Annotated in this window: 18 protein-coding genes and 1 tRNA gene; 16 read left to right on the forward strand and 3 right to left on the reverse strand. The window is 68.0% G+C overall.

Translation table 11 applies throughout. From position 1 onward, the window contains the following. Positions 1-26: 26 nt before the first annotated feature. Together G6034_RS12000 and G6034_RS12005 are read left to right on the forward strand one after the other, a co-directional pair. Complete coding sequence (locus G6034_RS12000; RefSeq protein WP_176635349.1) at positions 27-920, forward strand: fumarylacetoacetate hydrolase family protein; 894 nt, start codon at positions 27-29, stop codon at positions 918-920. Continuing rightward, positions 921-1679, forward strand: a complete 759-nt coding sequence (locus tag G6034_RS12005) for an SDR family NAD(P)-dependent oxidoreductase (RefSeq protein ID WP_176635350.1) — start codon at positions 921-923, stop codon at positions 1677-1679. It abuts the gene before it with no gap. Positions 1680-1719: 40 nt separating this feature from the next. On the opposite strand, the gene G6034_RS12010 is transcribed toward G6034_RS12005, so the two are convergent. Next, positions 1720-3897, reverse strand: coding sequence for a RecQ family ATP-dependent DNA helicase (locus tag G6034_RS12010; protein ID WP_176635351.1), 2178 nt, complete (start codon positions 3895-3897; stop codon positions 1720-1722). A gap of 189 nt (positions 3898-4086) precedes the next feature. Here G6034_RS12010 and G6034_RS12015 point away from each other — a divergent pair, with 189 nt between their 5' ends. The 4 genes from G6034_RS12015 to G6034_RS12030 all read left to right on the forward strand — a co-directional run bounded on the left by G6034_RS12015 (position 4087) and on the right by G6034_RS12030 (position 7748). After that, a complete protein-coding gene (locus G6034_RS12015; RefSeq protein WP_343038032.1) occupies positions 4087-5499 on the forward strand; it encodes a phosphomannomutase/phosphoglucomutase in 1413 nt (470 codons plus the stop codon). 34 nt (positions 5500-5533) lie between these two features. Beyond that, on the forward strand, positions 5534-6007 hold the full coding sequence (locus G6034_RS12020) for a hypothetical protein (RefSeq protein WP_176635353.1): 474 nt from the start codon (positions 5534-5536) through the stop codon (positions 6005-6007). Between the two features lie 3 nt (positions 6008-6010). Next, positions 6011-6454, forward strand: coding sequence for an Rrf2 family transcriptional regulator (locus G6034_RS12025; protein WP_176635354.1), 444 nt, complete (start codon positions 6011-6013; stop codon positions 6452-6454). 121 nt (positions 6455-6575) lie between these two features. Next, on the forward strand, positions 6576-7748 hold the full coding sequence (locus tag G6034_RS12030; protein ID WP_176635355.1) for a globin domain-containing protein: 1173 nt from the start codon (positions 6576-6578) through the stop codon (positions 7746-7748). Between the two features lie 74 nt (positions 7749-7822). Here the strand turns inward: G6034_RS12030 and G6034_RS12035 are convergent, their stop codons facing one another. After that, positions 7823-9652, reverse strand: a complete 1830-nt coding sequence (locus tag G6034_RS12035) for a phosphoenolpyruvate carboxykinase (GTP) (RefSeq protein ID WP_176635356.1) — start codon at positions 9650-9652, stop codon at positions 7823-7825. 275 nt (positions 9653-9927) lie between these two features. Between G6034_RS12035 and G6034_RS12040 the strand changes: the two genes are divergently transcribed. Further along, positions 9928-10000 (forward strand) — tRNA-Arg (locus G6034_RS12040). A gap of 86 nt (positions 10001-10086) precedes the next feature. Here G6034_RS12040 and G6034_RS12045 read toward each other — a convergent pair. After that, on the reverse strand, positions 10087-10818 hold the full coding sequence (locus G6034_RS12045) for a FadR/GntR family transcriptional regulator (protein WP_176635357.1): 732 nt from the start codon (positions 10816-10818) through the stop codon (positions 10087-10089). Between the two features lie 343 nt (positions 10819-11161). Between G6034_RS12045 and G6034_RS12050 the strand changes: the two genes are divergently transcribed. The 9 genes from G6034_RS12050 (at position 11162) to G6034_RS12090 (ending at position 22686) form a co-directional block, all read left to right on the forward strand. After that, positions 11162-12787, forward strand: coding sequence for an ABC transporter substrate-binding protein (locus G6034_RS12050; RefSeq protein ID WP_176635358.1), 1626 nt, complete (start codon positions 11162-11164; stop codon positions 12785-12787). A gap of 134 nt (positions 12788-12921) precedes the next feature. Continuing rightward, complete coding sequence (locus G6034_RS12055; protein ID WP_176635359.1) at positions 12922-13878, forward strand: ABC transporter permease; 957 nt, start codon at positions 12922-12924, stop codon at positions 13876-13878. Positions 13879-13881: 3 nt separating this feature from the next. Next, on the forward strand, positions 13882-15912 hold the full coding sequence (locus tag G6034_RS12060) for a dipeptide/oligopeptide/nickel ABC transporter permease/ATP-binding protein (RefSeq protein ID WP_176635360.1): 2031 nt from the start codon (positions 13882-13884) through the stop codon (positions 15910-15912). Then, positions 15909-16730 carry an ATP-binding cassette domain-containing protein gene (locus tag G6034_RS12065; RefSeq protein ID WP_176635361.1) on the forward strand — a complete coding sequence of 274 codons (822 nt, stop codon included), beginning with the start codon at positions 15909-15911 and terminating at the stop codon, positions 16728-16730. The genes G6034_RS12060 and G6034_RS12065 overlap by 4 nt, the downstream gene beginning before the upstream one ends. Positions 16731-16798: 68 nt before the next feature. Then, complete coding sequence (locus G6034_RS12070) at positions 16799-17728, forward strand: dihydrodipicolinate synthase family protein (RefSeq protein WP_176635362.1); 930 nt, start codon at positions 16799-16801, stop codon at positions 17726-17728. 240 nt (positions 17729-17968) lie between these two features. Next, on the forward strand, positions 17969-18898 hold the full coding sequence (locus tag G6034_RS12075; RefSeq protein ID WP_176635363.1) for an ROK family protein: 930 nt from the start codon (positions 17969-17971) through the stop codon (positions 18896-18898). Positions 18899-18931: 33 nt separating this feature from the next. After that, on the forward strand, positions 18932-19609 hold the full coding sequence (locus G6034_RS12080; RefSeq protein WP_218063866.1) for an N-acetylmannosamine-6-phosphate 2-epimerase: 678 nt from the start codon (positions 18932-18934) through the stop codon (positions 19607-19609). A 234-nt stretch (positions 19610-19843) separates the two neighbouring features. Continuing rightward, positions 19844-20653: an ABC transporter ATP-binding protein gene (locus G6034_RS12085; protein WP_176635365.1), complete on the forward strand. Its 810-nt coding sequence runs from the start codon at positions 19844-19846 to the stop codon at positions 20651-20653. Then, the gene (locus G6034_RS12090; RefSeq protein WP_176635366.1) at positions 20650-22686 is read left to right on the forward strand and encodes a YhgE/Pip domain-containing protein; all 2037 of its coding nucleotides are present in this window, start codon (positions 20650-20652) and stop codon (positions 22684-22686) included. Before G6034_RS12085 ends, G6034_RS12090 begins: the two co-directional genes overlap by 4 nt. The last annotated feature ends 216 nt before the right edge of the window (positions 22687-22902 follow it).

Consider the following 22902-nt stretch of genomic DNA (forward strand, 5'->3'; position numbering starts at 1 on the left):
GCGGCTGTTGCAAGGAATGAACCCCCATGAAGATTGCACGTCTTGGCGAGCCCGGGCAGGAAATCCCCGTCGTCATTGCCGCGGACGCCGCCGGCGTCGAACGCACCTTTGACGCCCGCCCCGTCACCACCAGGATCGACGGCGGCTTCCTCGCCGGCGGCGGCATCGCAGCACTGGGCGACGCCGTGGCCCGCGGCGACCTTCCCGAGCTGGCCGGCGCCGGCGCCCTGCGGATCGGATCCCCGCTGGACCGGCCCAACAACGTGGTCTGCATCGGCATGAACTACGCCGCGCACGCCACCGAGTCCGGCGCCCTGCCGCCCACCATCCCTGTGGTGTTCCTCAAACCGAACAACACCGTGGCCGGCCCCTTCGACGACTCACCCATCCCGCCCCTGTCCGCCAAGTACGACTGGGAGGTGGAGCTGGGCGTGGTGATTGGCCGCGAGGCCAGCTACCTGGGCTCCGTGGAGGAAGCCGCCGGCGCCGTGGCCGGGTACCTGATCGCCAACGACCTCTCAGAGCGCGAATACCAGCTCCCCGGCGCCGCCGGCCAGTGGACCAAGGGCAAGTCGCTGCCGAAATCCACGCCCCTGGGACCGTGGCTGGTGCCTGCCGCCGAGCTCGATGCAAACAAGCTGCGGCTGCGCAGCTGGGTCAACGGCGCACCCCGCCAGGATTCCTCCACGGCGGACTTGATCTTTGACGTGCCAACACTTGTCCACCACCTGAGCCAGTACATGGTCCTGGAGCCCGGCGACGTGATCCTGACCGGCACCCCCGAGGGCGTGGCACTCTCCGGGCGGTTCCCCTACCTCCAGGACGGGGACGTCGTGGAGCTTGAAATCACCGGCCTGGGCCGCCAGCGCCAGAAATTCTTCCGCGCCGGCCCCACCGGCACCACCCGCCAGGAGGCATGAATGAGCCAGGAACTTTCCGCCCTTACCGCCGTCGTCACCGGCGGCGCGTCCGGCCTCGGCGCCGCGATCGCCGGCAAACTGCAGTCCATGGGCGCCCGGGTGGCCGTGCTGGACCTGGTCCCGGCCGGCCTTCCCGAGGGGCAGCTGGGCTTCACCTGCGACGTCTCCGACGACGCCTCCGTCCGGGCCGCCATCGACGGCACGGTTGCCGCGTTCGGCGGGGTGGACATTGTGGTGAACAACGCCGGCATTGGCGCCCAGGGCACCATCGAATCCAACGACGACGCCGAATGGCACCGCGTGTTGGACATCAACGTGATCGGCATGGTCCGCGTGTCCCGCGCGGCCCTGCCGCACCTGCGCCGCTCCAGCGCCGCGGCGATCGTGAACACCTGCTCCATCGCGGCCACCGCCGGCCTGCCGCAGCGCGCCCTGTACTCAGCCTCCAAGGGTGCCGTGCTGTCGCTGACGCAGGCCATGGCGGCAGACCACCTTCGTGAGGGCATCCGCGTCAACGCCGTCAATCCCGGCACCGCCGACACCCCGTGGGTGGGGCGCCTGCTGGACTCCGCCGACGACCCCGCCGCGGAACGCGCGGCCCTGAACGCCCGCCAGCCACACGGCCGCCTGGTGTTGCCCGAAGAGGTGGCCGGCGCCGTCGCCTACCTGGCCAGCCCTCTCTCCGGCTCGACCACGGGCACCTCGATAGCCGTCGACGGCGGCATGCAGGCCCTGCGCCTGCGCCCCGCCGGGCAGTAGCGCAGCCGCGAAGGTGCGATGCCGGCTTCGTCGCCCGACATTACCCGGCCTGGGCGAGGACCAGCGGCAGGACCTGGGTGACGCCGGCCTGGCGGAGGGCGCGGCCGGCGACGGTCAGGGTCCAGCGGCTGTCCACGAGGTCGTCGATGAGCAGGACGGGCCCGCCGGGGTAGGCGGTGATGGCAGCGGCCAGCTCGGGGCCCACGCTGAACCTGTCCCAGACACCGGCCAGCCGGTAGGCGCTGTTGCCGCCGCGCTCCCCCGTGGGACCGCCAAACTCGAGCGACAGTTCCCCCAGGTACGGCAGCCTGCCGATCTCGCACATGGCCTGCGCCAGTGAGCGGACCAGTTGCGGCCTGCCCCGCGACGGCAGGGCCGCCACGGCCACGGGACGGCCCTGCCCGCCCCAGCGGGCCTGGCCCCAGTCGCGCAGCACCCCGACCACGGCCCGGGCCATGGCCGGGTCCAGGGGCCCGTCCGGCGCTCCGGCGGCAAACATGGCCCGGAGCGCGTTGCCCCAGCCCAGGTCCGTCAGCCTGGCCAGGACCCGCCCCGGCGACACCTGCTCCTCCGGCTTGAGCCGGCCCTTGACCGGCACGCCGAGCCGGTCCATCCCGGTGGGCCACAAGGTCCGCGGATCGATGGGCAGGCCCGCATGGCTCAGCGACTCGCTGGCGGCGGCCACGGCGCCGGCGCCGATGTCCGTGGGGAACCAGCGCCCGGCACACGAATCGCAGCGCCCGCACGGGGCCGCCGTCGAATCATCAAGGGCCGCGGCCAGGTATTCCATGCGGCAGCCCCCCATCTGCTCATACTCAACCATCGAATTCTGTTCGTCGACACGGGCCTGGGCAATGCGCCGGTACCGCTCGGCGTCATAGGTCCATGGCTGTCCGGTGGACTCCCAGCCCCCTGCCACCCGGCGCACCGCCCCGTCCACGGCCAGCACCTTCAGCAGCAGTTCCAAGGGAGTGCGCCGCAAGTCCACGCGGGCCTCCAGCGCGGGCGTGGACATGGGTCCGGCGGCCTCCCCCAGCGCCTCCAAAGCAGCCGCGGCCTTCTCGGCCGACGGCATCGACGCGGTGGCAAAGTACTGCCAAATGTCCGCATCCTCGCTGCCGGGCAGCAGCAGGACGTCGGCATTGGCGCTGCCACGGCCGGCGCGTCCCACCTGCTGGTAGTAGGCCACCGGCGACGACGGCGCGCCCAGGTGGACCACGAATCCCAGGTCGGGCTTGTCGAACCCCATGCCCAGGGCGCTCGTGGCCACCAGCGCCTTGACCTGGTTGTTCTTCAGCGCTTCCTCAAGCGCCTCCCGGTCCAGGGGATCCGTGCGCCCGGTGTAGGGGCGCACCCCGTGGCCGGCCTCGGCCAGCAGCCTCGCCGTGTCCTCGGCGGCGGACACCGTCAGGGTGTAAATGATGCCGCTGCCCGGCAGCTCCGCCAGGTGCGTCAGCAGCCACCCCAGCCGGTCGCGCGAATCGGCCAGCCGCAGCACGCCCAGGCGGAGCGACTTGCGGGCCAGCGGTCCGCGGATGGTGAACACGCCTGCGCCCAGCTGTTCCTCAATGTCGGCCACCACGCGGGAGTTGGCCGTTGCCGTCGTGGCCAGCACGGGAACCGACGCCGGAAGCTGGGCAATGAGGTCCGCGATGCGCCGGTAGTCCGGGCGGAAGTCATGCCCCCAGTCGGAAATGCAGTGTGCCTCGTCAATGACCAGCAGACCGGTGCGCCGGATCAGCGTGGGAAGCTGGTTCTCCCGGAAGGAAGGGTTGGTCAGCCGCTCCGGGGAGACCAGCAGCACGTCAACCTCGTCGGCCGCCAGGGCCGCGGAGATCTCGCCCCACTCGGTGGCGTTGGCGGAGTTGATGGCCATGGCCCGCACGCCGGCCCGCTCGGCGGCGGCCACCTGGTCGCGCATCAGGGCCAGCAGGGGCGAGACGATGAGCGTGGGGCCGGCCCCGCGTGCCCGCAGGAGCAGCGAGGAGACAAAATAGACAGCAGACTTTCCCCAGCCGGTGCGCTGGACCACCAGGGCCCGGCGTCCGACATCGACCAGCGCCTCGATGGCCTCAAACTGGCCGTCGTGGAAATCGGCGTCGTCGCGGCCCACCAGCCGGCGCAGGATCTCAAGCCCCTGGGCACGGGTGGGGACAGGCTCGGCCGTCCGGACGGCTCTCGGGGGGTTCGTCTCCTGGGAGTACTCGCTAGGTGTCATGCCATCCAGTATTCCAGTGGCCACCGACGCGCAGGTCCGCCGACGGCAGCCGACCTCCCAGCTGTGGACAACCTGCCGGCGCGAGGCCCTGTGGAGGGCCCGCTGCCAAGCAGGCCCCGTGGAGGACCCGCGTGTGGCGCCTGTGGACAACCAGCGCGGACCGACAGGGCAGCCGGTAGCATGGGAGGTGTGACTACCGCAGAGAATGTACCCGTTGACCTGTCCGCCTCGTTCAAGGCCTACGACGTGCGTGGCATTGTGGGCCAGACCATTACGGCCGCGTCCGTGGAAGCCGTGGGCGCGGCTTTCGTGGACGTGCTCGAACTGGCCGGGGAAACCGTGCTGGTGGGCGGGGACATGCGCCCCTCCTCCCCGGGGTTTTCCCAGGCGTTTGCCGAGGGCGCAGCCGGCCGCGGCGCCAACGTGCAGCTGTTGGGGCTGATCTCCACCGACGAACTGTACTTTGCCTGTGGCGCCCTGAACGCTGCCGGCGCCGTGTTCACGGCCAGCCACAACCCGGCCGAATACAACGGCATGAAAATGGCCAAGGCCGGGGCCGTGCCCGTCTCCTCCGAAACCGGGCTGCTGGACATCCGGGACTTGGCCCAGAAGTATCTCGCCGACGGCATTCCCGCCGGCGAGAAGGGCGCCATCACCGACACCGACGTCCTGGCGAAGTACGCCGCGTACCTGCGTACCCTGGTGGACCTCTCCGGCTCCCGCCCGCTGAAGGTAGTGGTGGACGCCGGCAATGGCATGGCCGGCATGACCACCCCGGCCGTCCTGGGCGACACCCTCCTGCCGGGCCTGCCCTTCGAGATCGTCCCACTGTATTTTGAGCTGGACGGCACCTTCCCCAACCACCCGGCCAACCCGTTGGAGCCGGCCAACCTGCGCGACCTTCAGGCCGCCGTCGTCAAGCACGGGGCGGACATCGGCCTGGCGTTCGACGGCGACGCCGACCGCTGCTTCGTCATCGACGAGCTCGGCGCCCCGCTCTCGCCGTCGGCCGTCACCGCCCTTGTGGCGCGCCGGGAGATTGCCCGGGCCCAGGCCGCCGGCGAGGAACACCCCGCGGTCATCCATAACCTGATCACCTCCCGCGCCGTCCCCGAACTCATCGCCCACGACGGCGGCCGGCCGGTCCGCACGCGGGTGGGCCACTCCTTCATCAAGGCCACCATGGCGGCCGAGGGAGCCGTGTTTGGCGGGGAGCACTCCGCGCACTACTACTTCCGCGACTTCTTCAACGCGGACACCGGGATGCTCGCGGCCATGCACGTCCTCGCCGCCCTGGGCGAACAGGACAAGCCGCTCTCCGAGCTGGGCCGCGAGTATGAGCCCTACGTCTCCAGCGGCGAGATCAACTCCCAGCTCGCCGACGTCCCGGCGGCCGTGGCCCGGGTGCGCGCTGCGTACACGCGCGACGACGTCACCGTGGACGAGCTCGACGGCCTCACCTTCACCGCCTCGGACGGAAGCTGGTGGTTCAACCTGCGCGCCTCCAACACCGAGCCGTTCCTGCGCCTGAACGCCGAGGCCGTCGACGCGGTCACCATGGCGGACATCCGCGACGACGTCCTGGCCCTGGTTCGCCAGTAGCCCCCAATCCCAACAATTTTTCCAGGAGCATACAGTGGATGAAAACACCCCTTCCGGCACACCCGGGGCAGCCGATGACGAAGCCGACAAGCTGGTCCAGGAAGACCTGAACAAGCTGATCGGCACCGCCCTGGGTGTTGCCGGCGACCAGATAGAAAGCCATGGCGCGTTCGTGCCAGTGGCGCTGGCGGTCAGCAAGGACGGCGACATCAGTCTGGTGGCCGTCTCCCCCAATGCCGTCGACGGCGGGGCGGAAACCGAACTGGACGCGGATGCGATGATCGCGGACCTCGTTGAGGCGCTCACGCAGCAAAAGGAACAAAACCGTGCGGCCGCCGTCGTCTGCGACATCCACCTGCCCGACGACGCCACGGACGCCATCCATGTCATGGCAGAGCACAGCAGCGGCGTGAGCGTCTCCGCCGTGCGCCCCTACCGGCAGACGCCCGGCGGGTGGGACTTTGGCAATCCCTTCCTGGAGCCTGGCGAGAAGCAAATCTGGGTCTAGACGGTGCGGATCAACGCTTTTTCCGATGTAAGCCTGCGTGCGCTCATGGTGCTGTCCACGGAGCGGGAGCTGTTGACCACGCGCATGATTGCCGATGCCGTGGGCACGCCGTACAACCATGTCAGCAAAGCCGTCCTGAAGCTGCGCCAGCTGGGCCTGGTGGAGGCGGTCCGCGGGCGGGCCGGCGGCGTCCGCATCTCGGAAGTGGGCCTGGCCGCCACGGTGGGAGGCGTGCTGCGCGCCTTGGACGACCGCAGGGACGTTGCCGACTGCCAGACGGACAGCGGCGACTGCCCCCTGGTGTACGGCTGCGGGCTCCGGGGGGCCCTCAATCAGGCCCGGGAGGCATTCTACGCCTCGCTGGACAATGTGACGATCGCCAGCCTCCTCCGGACACACTCCCCCGGACCCATTCCAGTGACCTTGCTCACGTCCTGGCAGGCGTGATCCGCGCCGTTTCGGGAACTTTTCTACGATGCGTAGAAGTGGCCGGATTAATGTGGCTTCAATGTCGCATTTGAAATGCTACTTTGGGATTGTCAGCAACAATCAAGCCCAAGGAGTAGCGATGCTATCCGAAAAATCCCGCCCGTTGATTGAAGCAACACTGCCGTTGGTGGGAGCCCGCATGGGTGCCATCACGCCTAACTTTTACAGCCGCATGTTTGCCGCCCACCCCGAACTGCTGGACGGCCTGTTCAGCCGTGCCAACCAAAACAACGGAGAGCAGCAAAAGGCGCTGGCCGGCTCCATCGCCGGATTTGCCTCCGCCCTCGTGGCCAATCCCGATGTCGTCCCGGAACAGATGCTCAGCCGCATCTCCCACAAGCACACCTCCCTGGGCATCACCGAGGACCAGTACGACATTGTGTACAAGTACCTCTTTGAGGCCATCGCCGAGGAGCTCGCGGACGTCATCACGTCGGAGATCGCCGGGGCATGGTCCGAGGTCTACTGGCTCATGGCCAACGCCATGATCAAGATCGAAAAGGGCCTCTACGCTCTTCAGGCCAACGACAAGATGTGGATGCCCTGGACCGTGGTGGAAAAGAACCCGGCCGGCACCGACTGCATGACCTTTGTGCTTGAGCCCGCCGACGGCACCCCCGTCACGGCCGGCCGGCCCGGCCAGTATGTCTCCGTCAAGGTGGCCCTTCCCGACGGCCTGCTCCAGTGCCGCCAGTACTCGCTCTCCGCTGACGTGGAGTCCACCACGCGCCGCGTCTTCACCACCAAGCGCGACGACGGAGGCGAGGTCTCACCCGTGCTGCACAACAACGTAAAGGTGGGGGACGTCATCGAACTTTCCAACCCCTATGGCGATCTGACCCTCGACGGCGAGGGCGCCATCGTGTTGGCAACGGCCGGCATTGGCTGCACCCCCTCCGCGTCGGCCCTGCGCGCGCTGGCCACCGCAGGCGAGGACCGCGAGGTTTTGGTGCTGCACGCCGAGAAGAACCTCGAGGCCTGGGCCCTGCGCGAGCAAATGACCACCGACGTGGACGCGATTGACAGCGCCACCCTTCAGCTCTGGCTGGAGGAGCCCACCGACGGCTTCCACAAGGGCTTCATGACCCTGGACGGCCTGGACATCCCGACGGACGCGTCCTTGTACGTGTGCGGCCCCCTGCCCTTCATGAAGGCCATCCGCAACCAGGCCATCGACGCCGGCATTCCGGCCGCAAGGATCCACTACGAAGTGTTCGGCCCGGACCTCTGGCTGGCCGGAGCGGCCTCCTAGCCGAACAAAGCGGTGGCGCGGTGGTTGCTGACAACGGAAACGTTGTCAGCAACCACCGCGCCACAGCTGTTTAATTAGGCGGCGAAGCGGGCCTTTAGGTCTTCAAGCTCGGCGGCCATTTCGGCCGGGAGCGAGTCGCCAAATCGGGCGTACCACTCGTCGATGCCCCTGAGTTCCTCTTGCCATTCGGCCGGAACCACCTTGAGCGCATCCGCCAGGTCCGACGGCGCCACCTCCAGGCCGTCCAAATCCAGGGAGGCGGGGGTCGGGACGAAACCGATCGGCGTCTCGACGGCGTCGGCCGTGCCCTCGATGCGCTCGATGGCCCATTTGAGCACGCGGCTGTTTTCGCCGAAGCCCGGCCAGGCGAAGCCGCCGGTGGACGTGCGGCGGAACCAGTTGACCAGGAAAATCTTGGGCAGCCGTGCCTGGTTGGCCTTGCCGGAGAGTTCAATCCAGTGCTTGAGGTAGTCGCCGGCGTCGTAGCCGATGAAGGGCAGCATGGCCATCGGGTCGCGGCGGACCACCCCGACGGCGCCGGCGGCGGCGGCCGTGGTCTCCGAGGACAGGGTGGAACCCATGAAGATGCCATGCGTCCAGTCGCGGGCCTGGGTCACCAGGGGGATGGTGGTCTTGCGGCGGCCGCCGAACAGGATGGCGTTGATCTCCACGCCCTCCGGGGAGAAGTATTCCGCCGAAAGCATGTCCACCTGGTCGATGGGCGTGCAGAACCGGGAGTTCGGGTGGGCGGCGGGACGCCCGGTACCGGGCGTCCAGCTGTTGCCCTCCCAGTCGGTCAGGTGGGCCGGCACGTCGTCGGTCATGCCCTCCCACCACACGCCGCCGTCGTCCGTCAGGGCCACGTTGGTGAAGATGGAGTTGCCCTTGGCGATGGCCGCCATGGCGTTGGGGTTGGTGGACCAGCCGGTGCCGGGGGCCACGCCGAACAGGCCGGCCTCCGGGTTGACCGCGCGCAGTTCGCCGTCCTTCCCAAAGCGCATCCAGTTGATGTCGTCGCCCAGGGTCTCGGCCTTCCAGCCGGCTATGGTGGGGTCAAGCAGGGCAAGGTTGGTCTTGCCGCAGGCCGACGGAAACGCTGCGGCGACGTGGTAGCTCTTGTTCTCGGGGCTTGTGAGCTTGAGGATGAGCATGTGCTCCGCCAGCCAGCCCTCGTCACGGGCCATGACCGAGGCGATGCGCAGGGCAAGGCACTTCTTGCCCAGCAACGCGTTTCCGCCGTAGCCGGAGCCGTAGGAGAAGATGGAGCGCTCCTCCGGGAAGTGCACAATCCACTTCTCGTCGCTGCACGGCCAGGCCACGTCCTGCTGGCCGGGTTCCAGCGGGGCGCCTACGGAGTGGAGGGCGGGAACAAAGAACGCGTTGGTCAGCTCGATCTGGCGCAACACATCGGTGCCGATGCGGGCCATGATGCGCATGGAGGCCACCACATAGGCGGAGTCGGTGATCTCGACGCCGTATTTGGGATCCTCGGCGTCGAGCGGGCCCATGACGAAGGGAATGACGTACATGGTCCGGCCACGCATGCTGCCGGCGAAGCGGTCCTTCAAGATCGCCTTCATCTCCGCCGGGTCCATCCAGTTGTTGGTGAAGCCGGCGTCGCGCTCCTTTTCGGAGCAGATGAACGTGCGGCCCTCGACGCGGGCGACGTCCTTGGGATCCGAGAACGCAGCGAAGGAGTTGGGGAACAGTTCCGGGTTCAGCCGGGTCAGGGTTCCGGAGTCGACCAGTTCACCCGTAAGCGCCGCATATTCCTCCGCGGACCCGTCAACCCAGTGGATGTCCCGCGGCTGGGTGAGCGCTGCAATTTCAGCGACCCACGCGGCGAGGCCTGCGTGGGTGGTGGTTGCCTGCTCAACAGAATCCTGCACTGGCGCGTGGCCCATCGTGTATCCCTTCATTGGGTCAGTGGTCTGTCTAAAGGCTATGGCCTGGAAATTGGCAATTCCGGGCATTGGACGTGGGATGTACGAGTCTGGAGGGACGGCAAACTACCTAGAATCCGCGGTTTATCCTTCTTCGCGCCGACCTCAAATGTGAGGCAGATCACCTAGACCGGTCTAGTGTCAAGGGGTGTGGTTCGTTCGATTTGTACACACAGCCCCGGACAGGTTAGAGTTATTCACGGCCCGAGGGTCGAAGGCAAAAAGAAACAGAATATGCGTGCGTAGCTCAACGGATAGAGCATCTGACTACGGATCAGAAGGTTGGGGGTTCGAATCCCTTCGCGCGCACTTTGCAGGAAAAGGCCCCAAGCTTCGGCTTGGGGCCTTTTTTGCACGCGCCGTCCGGGCGCACCCAAAAGCTGTGTTCCGGGGCGTCAGTCCTTGTTGACGAATTCCAGGATCTTGTGGCGGATGCCGTCGAAGTGGCGGCTCAGGAGTTTGGATGCGGTGCCCGCGTCCTTGGCCACCACGGCATCGTAAATCGCCCGGTGCTGGGCGGCCGTGTCGACCAGGTCCGTCGCGGTGATGCCGACTTCCAGGTGGATCTTGCGGTACACCTTCCAGAACACGCTCATCAGGTTCATCAGGAGGTCGTTGCCGAGAGGTTCGAAGAGGAGCCGGTGGAACTCGGCGTCGGCCTCGGCGAAGGTCTCCCCCTTGCCGGCCAGCGTTTCCATCTTCACCACTGCCTCTTCGATGCGCGCCAGGTCCGCGGCCGTCGCCAGGCCGATGCAGCCGCCGATCAGGCCGGATTCGAGGGCCTGGCGGATGTCCACCAGCTGCAGCGCCTCCAACCCTTCGTGGCGCAGGGACAGGCGCCCGCGGAACGTGAGGCCGTCGGCGAGCGCATCAAAATTGCTGGGCGCCACAAACATCCCAAAGCCGTGGCGGATCTCGATGACGCCCAGGGCCTGGAGCACCTTGAGGGATTCACGAAGCGTGTTGCGGCCCACGCCCAGGACTTCTGACAGCTCGCTCTCGGTGGGCATGGGATCGCCCGCGTCCAGGTCGCGGTCCAGAATAAGCTCCATGATGTCCGCCTGCAGGGCGCGCAGGCGCACATGGGCACTGAACCGTGCACGCGGGACTACGGTGGAAGTGGCCAACGGAACTCCTAGGTTGTGGGTAGGGCGGTGACGTATTTCACTATATGGGTGAAAATCGGCCAACGTGACTTACGAGATACAATATCGGATGTCCCACCACTTGCCCACACCGTGTCGTGAACGGGGACCCAGGACGGCCGCGTCGCCGCGCCGGCAGCCCCGCACGCGCCCCAGCCGGCAGGTCCACGCCGCGTCGCAGGTGCCCGGGATCCGCGCGGGAATCTGTTGCCACAGCGGTACCACTTCGGCACTTGACCAATGGCTGTGACGGCAATTACAGTTCATCATAAGCATCGGACGTCCTACATCCGATAACTAGCAAACGAAATGGTGAGTCAACCGAATGAGCAACTCTCTTCAGAACCTGCCTCTGAGCCAGGCGTCGCGCCGCACGTTCCTCAAGGCCGCCGGTGTCCTTGGAACCGCAACCGCATTCACTGCAACCCTCGCCGCCTGCGGCGGCCCGTCGAAGTCGACGAACAAGGGCGCCGCCAACAACGGCACGGTCAATAAGGACCTCTCCATCGAGGCCGGCATCTCCTACTCCCTGTCGACCGGCTTTGACCCCATGAGCTCCTCGGGCGCCACCCCGCTGGCCGCCAACCTGCACATCTTCGAGGGCCTGGTGGAACTGCACCCGGCCACGCGCGAGCCCTACAACGCCCTGGCCGCGGCAGACCCGAAGAAGGTTGACGAGAAGACCTACCAGGTCACCATCCGCGACGGCGCCACGTTCCACGACGGCTCCCCTGTCACGACCGACGACGTGGTCTACTCCTTCGAGCGCGTCCTGGACCCGGCCAACAAGGCCCTGTTCGCCCAGTTCATCTACTTCATCGACTCCGTGAAGAAGGTTGACGCGAAAACCGTCGAGTTCAAGCTGAACACGCCGTTCGCAGGCTTTGGCCCGCGCATCTCCGTCGTCAAGGTGGTTCCCAAGGCACTGGCCGAGAAGGACCAGAAGGCCTTCGACGCCAACCCCGTGGGCACCGGCCCGTACAAGTTCGTCTCCGCGGCGAAGGACGACAAGATTGTCTTCGCCCGCAACGACGCCTACAACGGACCGAAGCCGGCCCTGGCCAAGGACATGACCTGGTTCCTGCTCTCCGACGCCAGCGCGCGCGTGACCGCCATGCAGTCCGCCCGCGTCCAGGCGATCGAGGACGTCCCCTACCTGGACGTCGACTCCCTGAAGAACAAGGTCAACGTCGAGTCCGTCCAGTCGTTCGGGCTGCTGTTCCTGATGTTCAACCTCTCCAAGGCTCCCTTTGACAAGAAGGAAGTCCGCCAGGCCCTGCACTACGCCCTGGACAAGGAAGCCATCATCAAGACGGCGATGCTCGGCAACGCCACGGCGGCAACGTCCTACTTCCAGGAAGGCAGCCCCAACTACCAGAAGGCGTCGACGGTCTACGGCTACGACGCCGCGAAGGCCAAGTCGCTGCTTGCCTCCGCGGGCGTTTCGAACCTGAAGTTGACGCTGACCAGCACGGACACCGCCTGGGTCAAGGACGTGGTGCCGCTGATCAAGAAGAACTGGGACGCCATTGGCGTCGCCACGACCCTGGAGATCCTCGCCTCCGCCGCGGTCTACGCACCCGACAAGGTGAACGGCCTGAAGTACGACGTCGTAGCCGCCCCGGGCGATCCCTCCGTCTTCGGCAACGACGCTGACATCCTGCTCAGCTGGTTCTTCCGCGGCGACACCTGGGCCAAGAACCGCTTCGCCTGGAGCTCCACCCCCGAGTACAAGGAGGTCCAGACGAAGCTCAACGCCGCGGTTGCGGCCTCCGCCGCTGACGCCAAGGGCCTGTACAAGGAGATCATCGACATCATCGCCGACGCCGTCCCGCTGTACCCCGTCTTCCACCGCAAGCTGCCCACCGCGTGGGACGGCACGAAGCTCAAGGGCTTCCAGCCGCTGCCCACCACGGGCCTGTCGTTCGTCGGCGTGGGCCGCACAGCCTGACACCTGCGCAGCAGCGACCGTTCGGGGGCTGTGGCCCTTTCGGCCATGGCCCCCGACGTCTCCCACCATCCTTCCCGTGACGCAGCCCACACCCCCGCCGGCACTGCGCTGCCATGAAAACCGGAGTTAGTACATTGGCAAACTTTTTGCGACTGCTTGGACGCAGGCTCGCAGCCCTCCCGTTGATGATCCTGGGTGTCACCCTGCTCGTCTTCGTGGTGCTGCAGTTTGCGCCCGGCGACCGTGCCGTTGCCGCGTTGGGCGAAGGGGCCTCCCCCGCGGCCCTGGCGCAGTACCGCCAGGCAAACGGCTTCAACGATCCCCTCTTCATCCAGTATTTCCGTTACCTGGGCAAGCTCATCACCGGCGACTTCGGCTCCACGCTCCCGCCTGCCAAGCCCATCACCGACGTCATTGCCAGTGCCTTCCCCGTCACCCTGGAGCTGACCTTCCTTGGCGTCTTGATCGCCATTGTCATCTCGCTGGTTTTCGGCGTCCTGGCAGCCCTGTACCGCGACACCTGGGTTGACCAGGCCATCCGGGTCTTCTCCATCGCCGCCATCGCCACCCCCTCCTTCTGGCTCGGCATCCTCCTTATCCAGTGGTTCGCCCTCGGGGACAACTCCTGGTTCCCGTCCGGCGGGCTGGCCGATCCCTCGACAGGCTTCTCCGGCTGGCTCAGCTCCATGGCCCTGCCGGCCCTGGCGCTGGCCATCCCGGTGTCCGCGTCCCTCATCCGCGTGGTCCGCACCTCCATGGTGGAGGAACTGGACCGCGATTACGTGCGCACGGCGATCGGCAACGGCGTCCCGTACACCACGGTGGTTTCACGCAACGTGCTGCGCAACGCCCTCGTCACCCCGGTGACCGTGCTGGGACTGCGCATCGGCTACCTGCTGGGCGGCGCCGTCGTGATTGAAATGATCTTCTCGCTGCCCGGCATGGGCCAGCAAATCCTCAACGGCATCACCAACGTGGACACCAACCTGGTCCAGGGCGTGGTGCTCGTCATCGCCATCACGTTCGTGATCGTGAACATCGCCGTGGATCTTCTCTATCTGCTCATCAACCCCCGGATCAGGACGGTCTAAGCCATGCGCAGCAAACTTGCCGAACGGCTCAGCGCGCCGGGCCTGCGCTTCAAGGCCCTCACCCTGGGCTCCAAGCTGGCCCTGCTCTTCCTGCTTTTCATAGTCGTCGTGGCCATCCTGGCTCCCTGGATTGCCCCGCACAACCCGCTTGAGACCGGCGACCCGGCCCAGGCCCCGAGCGCCGCCCACCTCTTTGGCACGGACCGGATTGGCCGGGACGTCCTCTCCCGCCTGCTCTACGGCGCCCAGGCCTCCCTCATGATCGGCATCGGCTCCGTGGCCCTGGCCATCCTGCTCGGCGCCACGCTTGGCGCCGTCGCGGCGACCTCGTCGAAGGCCGTCAACGAGGTCATCATGCGCGTCATGGACGTCCTGATGGCGTTCCCGGGCATCGCCCTCGCCGCCGTGCTGCTGACATCGTTCGGCAATTCGGTCCCCACCATCATCGTCGCGATCGCCATCATCTACACGCCGCAGCTGGCCCGCGTGGTGCGCGCCAACGTGCTGGCCCAGTACGGCGAGGACTACGTCCGGGCCGAGCGCGTCATCGGGGCCGGGCGCACGTACATCATGCTCAAGCACATTGTCCGCAACACCGCCGCCCCCGTGCTGGTGTTTGCCACGGTCATGGTGGCCGACGCCATCATCCTGGAGGCCTCGCTGTCCTTCCTGGGCGCCGGCATCCAGGACCCGGCCCCCAGCTGGGGCAACGTGATCTCCTACGGCCGCAACCTGGTGCTCTCCGGCGGCTGGTGGGCCACCTCCTTTGCCGGCCTGGTCATCCTGCTGACCGTCCTCGCCCTGAACATCCTGGCCGAGGGCCTCACGGACGCCATGGTGAACCCGCGCCTGCGCAAGGCCGCCCCGGTGAAGGACGACGACGGCTCGGCAGCCGCCGCCGTCGAGCTCGCCAAGGCCGACGCCGCCGCCCGCGCCGCCATCGAAAACCCGTTCGCGGCGCTCGATGCGGAACTCCTGCTGCTCCAGGCCGTGGAACAGCAGCGCACGGACCGCCTCCCCCAGGTGGCCGCGGACGCCCGCGTGATCCTGGAAGTGAAGGACCTCTCCATCCGCTTCCCCGGCCGCTACGGCGACACCGCCATCGTGGACAAGGTCTCCTTCACCGTCCGCGAGGGCGAAACCATGGGCCTGGTGGGCGAGTCCGGCTGCGGGAAGTCCATCACGTCCCTGGCCGTCATGGGCCTGCTGCCCAAGACGGCCGAGGTGACCGGCTCCATCAAGTTTGATGGCAAGGAACTGCTGGACCCCGCCACGAGGCACAGCTCGGCGAAGGCCTACCAGGGCCTGCGCGGCCACCAGATCGCCATGGTCTACCAGGACGCGCTCAGCTCGCTGAACCCGTCCATGCTGATCAGGGACCAGATGCTCCAGCTCACCAAGCGCAACGGCCGCAAGACGCCCGCGGAACTGTTGGAACTGGTCAAGCTGGACCCCGTGCGCACTCTCAAGAGCTACCCGCACGAACTTTCCGGCGGGCAGCGCCAGCGGGTGCTGATTGCCATGGCACTGTCCCGTTCGCCCAAGATCGTGGTGGCGGACGAGCCGACCACGGCCCTTGACGTCACGGTGCAGAAGCAGGTGGTGGACCTGCTGAACGAGCTGCGCGAGCAGCTGGGCTTCGCGATGGTCTTCGTCAGCCACGACCTGGCCCTGGTGGCCTCACTGGCCCACAAGATCACGGTCATGTACGCCGGCCAGGTGGTCGAATCGGCACAGGCCTCCGAGCTGCTGGCCCACCCCACCCACGAATACACGCGCGGCCTGCTGGGCGCGGTGCTCTCCATCGAGTCCGACGCCGTCCGGCTCCACCAGATCCCGGGCACGGTCCCGTCGCCGCGCGAATTCGCCACGGGCGACAGGTTCGCCGGCCGCTCGCAGCGCCCCGACGCCGACCCGACGCAGCAGCTGGCCTTCGTGCCCGTGATCCGCAACGGCGTCGCAACGGATCACTACTGGGCCAGCCACAAGCGCGAACCGGAACTCGCCGGCGCGGAAACGGAAGGTGCACGATGAGCAAGCACACCACGGGCGCCGCCACCGGAGCCCCTGTCATCGAGCTGAAGGACCTGCACGTCCACCACCGGACGCGCTCCGGCGGGCTGTTCAAGCCCAGCTACGTCAAGGCCGTCAACGGCGTGGACTTCACCATCAGCCGCGGCGAAACCGTCGGCATCGTGGGCGAGTCCGGCTGCGGCAAGTCCACGCTGGCCTCCGTCCTGGTGGGCCTGCAGACGCCCACCTCCGGCCAGGTGCTCTTCCGCGGCAGGCCGGCCATCAAGCGCAGTGCTGCCATGCGCAAGGAGTTTGGGCGGTCCGTGGCCGTGGTCTTCCAGGACCCGTCGACGGCGCTGAACCCGCGCATGACCATCCAGGACATCCTGGTGGACCCGCTGGCCGTCCACGGCATCGGCACCACGGCAGGCAGGCTGGCCAAGGTCCGCGAACTCCTCGCGCTGGTGGGCCTGCCGCAATCGGCGGCCGAGGTCACGCCGTCGCAGGTTTCCGGGGGGCAGCGCCAGCGTGTGGCGATCGCCCGCGCCCTGGCCCTGGACCCGGACATCATCGTCGCGGACGAGCCCACCTCGGCCCTGGACGTTTCCGTCCGCGCCCAGGTGCTCAACCTGCTCTCTGACCTGAAGAAGGAACTGAACCTGGGCATGGTCTTCATCAGCCATGACATCCAGACCGTCCGCTACGTCTCCGACCGCATTTGCGTCATGTACTACGGCCAGATTGTGGAGGAAGGCTCCGCGGAGCAAATCTTCGACAACCCGTCCAACGACTACACCAAGAAGCTGCTGGGCGCGGCGCCGTCGCTCCTGCACCTTTAGTCCCCACGCCCTCCCGGGCGCGTGGGCCCAGACCCCCTATTAATCAATCCCATTTTGGAGTAATCACCGTGACAACCGTCGCTTCCCGTTTCCAGGGCGTCATTCCGCCCGTCGTCACCCCCCGCACGGCCGACGGCGCCATCGACGTCCCCTCGCTGGAAAACGTCACCCGCCACCTGCTCGACGGCGGCGTCACCGGCCTGTTCGTCAACGGCTCCTCCGGCGAGGTCACCCACCTGACCAACGGCGAGCGCGACACCGTGCTGCGCACCATCGTGGGCGTCAACGCCGGTCAGGTCCCGGTGCTGGCCGGCGCGGTGGAGCAGACCACCAACCGCGTCATCGAGGAAGCTGCCCGCGCCGTGTCCCTCGGCGCAGACGGCATCGTGGCCACCAGCCAGTACTACGCCATCAGCAACGCCGAGGAGAACGGCCGACACTTCCGCGCCATCGCCGCCTCCGTGGACGTCCCGGTCTTCGCCTACGACGTCCCGGTTCGCACCCACTTCAAGCTGCCCACCGACCTGCTGGTCGAGCTGGGCCGGGAAGGCGTCATCGCCGGCGTAAAGGACTCATCGGGCGACGACGTTTCCTTCCGCCAGCTGGTCATCGCGGCGAAGGACATCCCGAACTTTGACATCTTCACCGGCCACGAGGTCGTGGTGGACGGCGCCCTGCTGGGCGGCGCACAGGGCGTTGTGCCGGGCCTGGGCAACGTAGACCCGGCCGGCTACCGCCGCCTGTACGACGCCGCCGCGGCCGGCGACTGGGCCAAGGCCTCCGCCGAGCAGGACCGCCTGGCCGACGTCTTCAACATCGTCTACGCCCCGAAGCCGGGCCGCGTGTCCGGCAACGCCGCCGGCCTGGGCGCTTTCAAGACGGCCATGATGCTCATGGGGATCATCAAGACCAACGTCATGAGCACCCCCATGCTCGCCCTGGACGACGACGAGACCGAAGCCATCAAGGCGGTCCTGGTGCGCACGGGCCTGATCTAGTCCCACCCGCTCCCCCGCCCCGTTCCTCCCCAGGCGCTCCCGTTGCCCGCAAGGGGCCCTCGCGCTCGTGGGCCCAGGCCGCGGCCCCTCACGGGCGCGGCCCCTCACGGGCGCGGGCCCAACGGGCGCGGCCCCAACGGGCGCGGCCCCAACGGGCGTGGCCCCAACGGGCGTGGCCCCAACGGAACAGGCGGGGAGCGGGCCATTTTCACGACCATTGAACTCTTGAAGGATTTCCCGATGCGGTATGTAGCAGGTGTGGACCTCGGCGGGACCAAGACGGCCGCCGCGGTGGTGGGCGCGGACGGATCCGTGCTGGTGCAAGGGCAGATCGCCACGAAAAACCGCGACGGCGGCACCGCCATACTGGACGCCACGGCCGTGCTGGTGCGCTCCCTCAGGGACCGTGCCGCCGAGCAGGGCGCCACGGTCGACGCCGTGGGCGTCGGCTCGGCCGGCGTCATCAATGCCGTGGAAGGAACCGTCCTCTCCGCGACCGACGCCATTCTCGACTGGACCGGTACACACATCACGGCGGGACTCTCGGAGCGGCTGGGACTGCCGTCCGCCGTCGTCAACGACGTGCACGCCCACGCCCTCGGCGAGGCGTGGCTGGGGGCTGGCGCCGGCACCTCAACGTCCCTGATGGTCGCCTTCGGGACCGGGGTGGGCGGCAGCTTTGTGGTCAACGGGCAGCCCCTGCTGGGCCACCACTTTGCGGGCGGGCACGTGGGGCACTTCGCTTCACCCTACGCCGTACACCGGGGCCGGCCCCTGCCGTGTTCCTGCGGCCATGCGGGGCACGTTGAAGCCATCGCCTCCGGCCCCGCCATCCGCGCCGCCTATGTGCGCGAGGGCGGCAGTGCCGGCCTGGCCGACACCCGGGCCGTGTTTGAAGCCGCACGCCTGGGCGACGAGCTGGCGCTGTTGGTCATCTCCCGGGCGGCCGCCGCAGCGGGCCAGGCCGTGGGCGGGCTCGTCAACATCCTCGATCCGGAGGTGGTGGTCATTTCCGGCGGGCTGGCCGATGCCGGCAGCTTTTGGTGGAATGGCATGGAGCGCGCGCTGCGGGCCGAACTGCTGGCACCCCTGGCGGACGTGCCCGTGGCCCGCGCCGCGCTGGGCAACACGGCCGCCGTGGTGGGCGCGGCGTCCCTGGTCCTTTCCTAAACCCCCAACCTTTCCCCAGGAGTCACCGTGACACTGAAATTGAGCGATCTCGAGTCCCTCGCCGGCCAGCTGGTGGTTTCCGCCCAGGCCTACCCCGGTGAGCCGATGCGGGACCCCCGCACCACCGCCCAGGTGGCGGCGTCGGCCGTGATCGGCGGGGCGGCGGCCATCCGCGTGCAGGGCATTGCGGACATCCAGTTCACGCGTGCCGCCGTCGAGGTGCCCGTGATCGGACTCTGGAAGGACGGCCACGACGGCGTCTTCATCACGCCCACCCTGCGGCACGCGCTGTCCTGCGCCAATGCGGGGGCGCACATCGTCGCCATCGACGGCACGCGCCGCCCCCGGCCGGACGGCCTGACGCTGGCCGAGACCGTTGCCGGCATCCACGCCGAATCAAATGCCCTGGTCATGGCCGACTGCGGTTCCCTGGACGACGCCGTGGCCGCCGCCGCGGCCGGTGCCGACCTGATCGGCACCACGCTGGCCGGGTACTCGGGCGAGCGGCCCAAGACGGACGGCCCGGACCTGGAGCTCATCGCCCAGATTGCCACGGCAGCCCTGGGCAGGCCGCTGATTGCGGAGGGCCGCATCCACTCCCCCGCGCAGGCCAGGCAGGCGCTTGACGCCGGCGCCTTCGCCGTGGTGGTCGGCACCGCGATCACCCACCCGGCGTCCATCACGGGATGGTTCAAGGACGCCCTGGGCTGAGGGCGTCCCGCCCCACGCACCGGCTGTACGCATACGGCGGCCTCCCAACACCGGGGGGCCGCCGTACGTGCACCTTCGACGGAAACTCCGACCCCGGACGGGCGCGCCGGCCGCGGCGGGAACGCGCCGCCCTGCATGGAATGCCGGTCCGTGAACGGCATCACCCAATTTGTACTGACTAGTCAGTTTTGATAGTTTGGTTCGGTTCACCAAACTGTCAAAGGGGCCCCTTCCTTGCTCACCGCACACCAGCTTCACATCGCCGGTCGGCACCACACGCTGGTCCCGGCCACCACCCTGGAGGCGCACCGCGCGCAGGTGCTGCTGGTGCAGGCGAACGGGCAGGAACGCCGCACGGCCGTGTCCCTCGCGCTCACGGGGCGCATGAAGCCGACGTCGGGGTCCGTGGCACTGGGACACGACCCGGCCATGGGATCCTTGCGCAAGCGCAGCGCTATCGTGGACTCCCCCGAAGTCAACGAGCCCGAAAACCACCTGACGGTCCGCTCGCTGGTTTCCGAGGACCTGGCGCTGGTCCCCTTCAAGTTCCGTGACCGCACCCGGCCCACGGCGTGGCTGGTCAAGCACGGCTTCCGCGACGTCCTGGACAAATGGGTCGAGGAGCTCGACGCCGACCGCCTGCTGCACCTCCAGCTGGAGCTGGCACTGGCGAACCGGGATGTCGACCTGCTGGTGGTGGACTCCCCCGACCGGCACTCGGCCAACAGCGCTGAATGGCTGGCGCTCCTGGAGCTGGCCGCTGCCGGCAACATCGGCGCCGATCCGGATGCCGCCAGGGACACGCCGCGCCGCGAACTCATCGTTGTTGGCGTGGTGGCCCGGATACCCGGGCACTGGATGGGCCCGACGGCGGTGTTTGGGCAGGCGATGGACCCGGCGGACAGGTCCGAATGTGAGCCCGCCGAAACCCCCAACACCCTGGCGGCCGAGCCCGAGGCTGGACCCGTCGAAGCGCAGGGATCCCGACAGGCTCGATCACCGGAACACGAAACACCGGAACACGAAGGCGGGGACGTGCAATGACCGTATTGCGACTAGCCCTGTCCGAGCTCAAGCGCATGACCGGCGGCCTCCTGCCAAAGCTGACCATCATGGCACTGGTCATGGTCCCGCTGCTGTACGGGGCCGTCTACCTGTACGCCAACTGGGACCCGTACGGCAACCTCGACCAGCTGACGGCGGCCGTGGTGGTGCAGGACCAGGGCGCCGTGACCAAGGACGGCAAGGAGCTCCATGCCGGCCAGGACGTGGCCAGGAATCTGGTGGAGGGCAGGAAGTTCGACTGGCAGCTGGTGGATTCGCCGGCGCAGGCCGATGCCGGCGTGAAGTCCGGGTCCTACGCCTTCGCCCTGACCATCCCCAAGGACTTTTCCAAGAACCTGGCGTCGCCGGAGAATTTCGACTCCGCCACGCAGGCCATGATGAGCGTGACCACGAACGACGCCAACAACTACCTGCTCACCTCCATCGTGGACAAGGTGGGCACCCAGGTGCACGACTCCGTCGCGAAGGAAGTGGGCGAGCAGACGGCCAACGCCCTCCTGACGGGCTACGGGACCATTCATGCCCAGCTGGTCAAGGCCGCGGACGGCGCCCAGCAACTGGCCGACGGCGCCGCCTCCCTGGACTCCGGCGTCGCCACCCTCAGATCGGGCACCGGCGAGTTCGTGGCAGGCGCGGACGCCCTTGCCGCCGGGCAGGAAAAGCTGCTGGCCGGCACCAACCAGCTGGTGTCTGGCAGCTCCGCACTGGACAAGGGCCTGGGCCAGCTGGAAAGCCGGACCTCCGCGCTCCCGTCCGACACCCGAAAGCTCGCAGATGGCGCCGCCGCCGTGGCTGCCGGCAACGCCGCCCTCAATACGAAGGTCCAGGGCGCCATCGGCACCGCCGACCAGCTCAACAAGGCGGCCACGGCTAACGTCCAGCCCGCCCTGGACACCCTGGTCGCGGACGGTGTCCTTACCAAGGATCAGGCTGGCAAGGTCACCGCGTCGCTTGAAGCTGCCGCCAGCAGCGGCCGCGTCACCGATCTCAAGGGCAAGCTGGCCGCCGACGCCGGGGACATCGCGCGGCTGGCCGCAGGGTCCCAGTCCGTGGCCGACGGCACCGCGTCCCTGGCCGGTGCGACGCCGGCACTCACCGACGCCATTTCGCAGGCCCACGCGGGGGCCGGCCAACTTTCCTCCGGTGCCGCGACGCTCGCTGCCGGGCAGGGACAGGCCCTGGATGGCGCCAACCAGCTGGACGCCGGGGCTGGGAAGCTCGATTCCGGCGCATCAACCCTCAAGGACGGTTCCGGGAAGCTGGCGGCGGGCGCCCAGGACCTGGCCACCCAGCTGCGCAGCGGCGCCGGTTCAGTGCCGAGCCCCAACGACAGGCAGAGGCAAAACGCCGCCGGAGTCATTGCCGACCCCATCCGCGTGGATTCCGTCTCGCAGGCCAGGGCTGCCAACTATGGTTCCGGCTTGGCCCCGTTCTTCCTGGTCCTGGCCCTGTGGATCGGCGCCTTCATGCTGGTCCAGGCGATGCGTCCGCTGACACTGCGCGCGCTGGCCTCCAACGCACCGTCATGGAAGATTGCCGTGGGCGGCTGGCTGCCGTTTGCCGCGGTGTCCACGGCGCAGGCGCTGCTGCTGTATGCCGTGGTGGTGTGGGGGTTGGGGCTCAACCCGAGCCACCCCTGGCTGGCGCTGGGGCTGCTTCTGCTGGCCTCCGCCGCGTTCACGGCCCTGATCCAGGGCATTGTGGCGCTGCTGGGCACGCCGGGCAAGTTCGTGGTGCTGATCCTGCTGGTGCTCCAGCTGGTCTCCTCTGGCGGCACCTTCCCCTGGCAGACCACGCCGGAACCGCTGCACCTGATGCACCAGATACTGCCGATGGGCCATGTGGTCGAGGGGATGCGCCACCTCATCTACGGGGCCGGGCTGGCGCCGCTTGTCCCGATTGTGTTGGGCTTGGTGGGCTACACGCTGCTGGGCGTGTTCTTTGCCTGGCTGGCCGTGCGCAGGCACAAGACCTGGACGCTGAAGACGCTCATGCCGGAGATTGCGGTCTAGCTGGGTAAGTCCCATTGCCGTTGACGGCTTTGGTGCTTTTCAAGGAACGCGGAGAGTGTTAAGCCGAACTTGTGAACGCCCAAGCCCCGGTGGCCAGGCCCGCCGGGTGGTCGAGCTTGTTGCCCGGTGGCCGGGCCCGCCGGGTCCGGGGTTGTCCGCCGGTTTGCGGGGTCAGTGGCTGGCGGGGGTCAGTGGCTGGTGGGGTCAGTGGCTGGT

It is taken from the genome of Arthrobacter wenxiniae (assembly GCF_013376105.1).
Lineage (GTDB): Bacteria > Actinomycetota > Actinomycetes > Actinomycetales > Micrococcaceae > Specibacter > Specibacter wenxiniae.

Excerpts from the sequence above, each read along its gene's own strand:
- G6034_RS12000 (WP_176635349.1), top strand. The coding sequence starts at position 27 with ATGAAGATTGCACGTCTTGGCGAGCCCGGGCAGGAAATCCCCGTCGTC.
- G6034_RS12005 (WP_176635350.1), top strand. The coding sequence starts at position 921 with ATGAGCCAGGAACTTTCCGCCCTTACCGCCGTCGTCACCGGCGGCGCG.
- G6034_RS12010 (WP_176635351.1), bottom strand. The coding sequence starts at position 3,897 with ATGACACCTAGCGAGTACTCCCAGGAGACGAACCCCCCGAGAGCCGTC.
- G6034_RS12030 (WP_176635355.1), top strand. The coding sequence starts at position 6,576 with ATGCTATCCGAAAAATCCCGCCCGTTGATTGAAGCAACACTGCCGTTG.
- G6034_RS12035 (WP_176635356.1), bottom strand. The coding sequence starts at position 9,652 with ATGGGCCACGCGCCAGTGCAGGATTCTGTTGAGCAGGCAACCACCACC.
- G6034_RS12050 (WP_176635358.1), top strand. The coding sequence starts at position 11,162 with ATGAGCAACTCTCTTCAGAACCTGCCTCTGAGCCAGGCGTCGCGCCGC.
- G6034_RS12060 (WP_176635360.1), top strand. The coding sequence starts at position 13,882 with ATGCGCAGCAAACTTGCCGAACGGCTCAGCGCGCCGGGCCTGCGCTTC.
- G6034_RS12065 (WP_176635361.1), top strand. The coding sequence starts at position 15,909 with ATGAGCAAGCACACCACGGGCGCCGCCACCGGAGCCCCTGTCATCGAG.
- G6034_RS12075 (WP_176635363.1), top strand. The coding sequence starts at position 17,969 with ATGCGGTATGTAGCAGGTGTGGACCTCGGCGGGACCAAGACGGCCGCC.
- G6034_RS12090 (WP_176635366.1), top strand. The coding sequence starts at position 20,650 with ATGACCGTATTGCGACTAGCCCTGTCCGAGCTCAAGCGCATGACCGGC.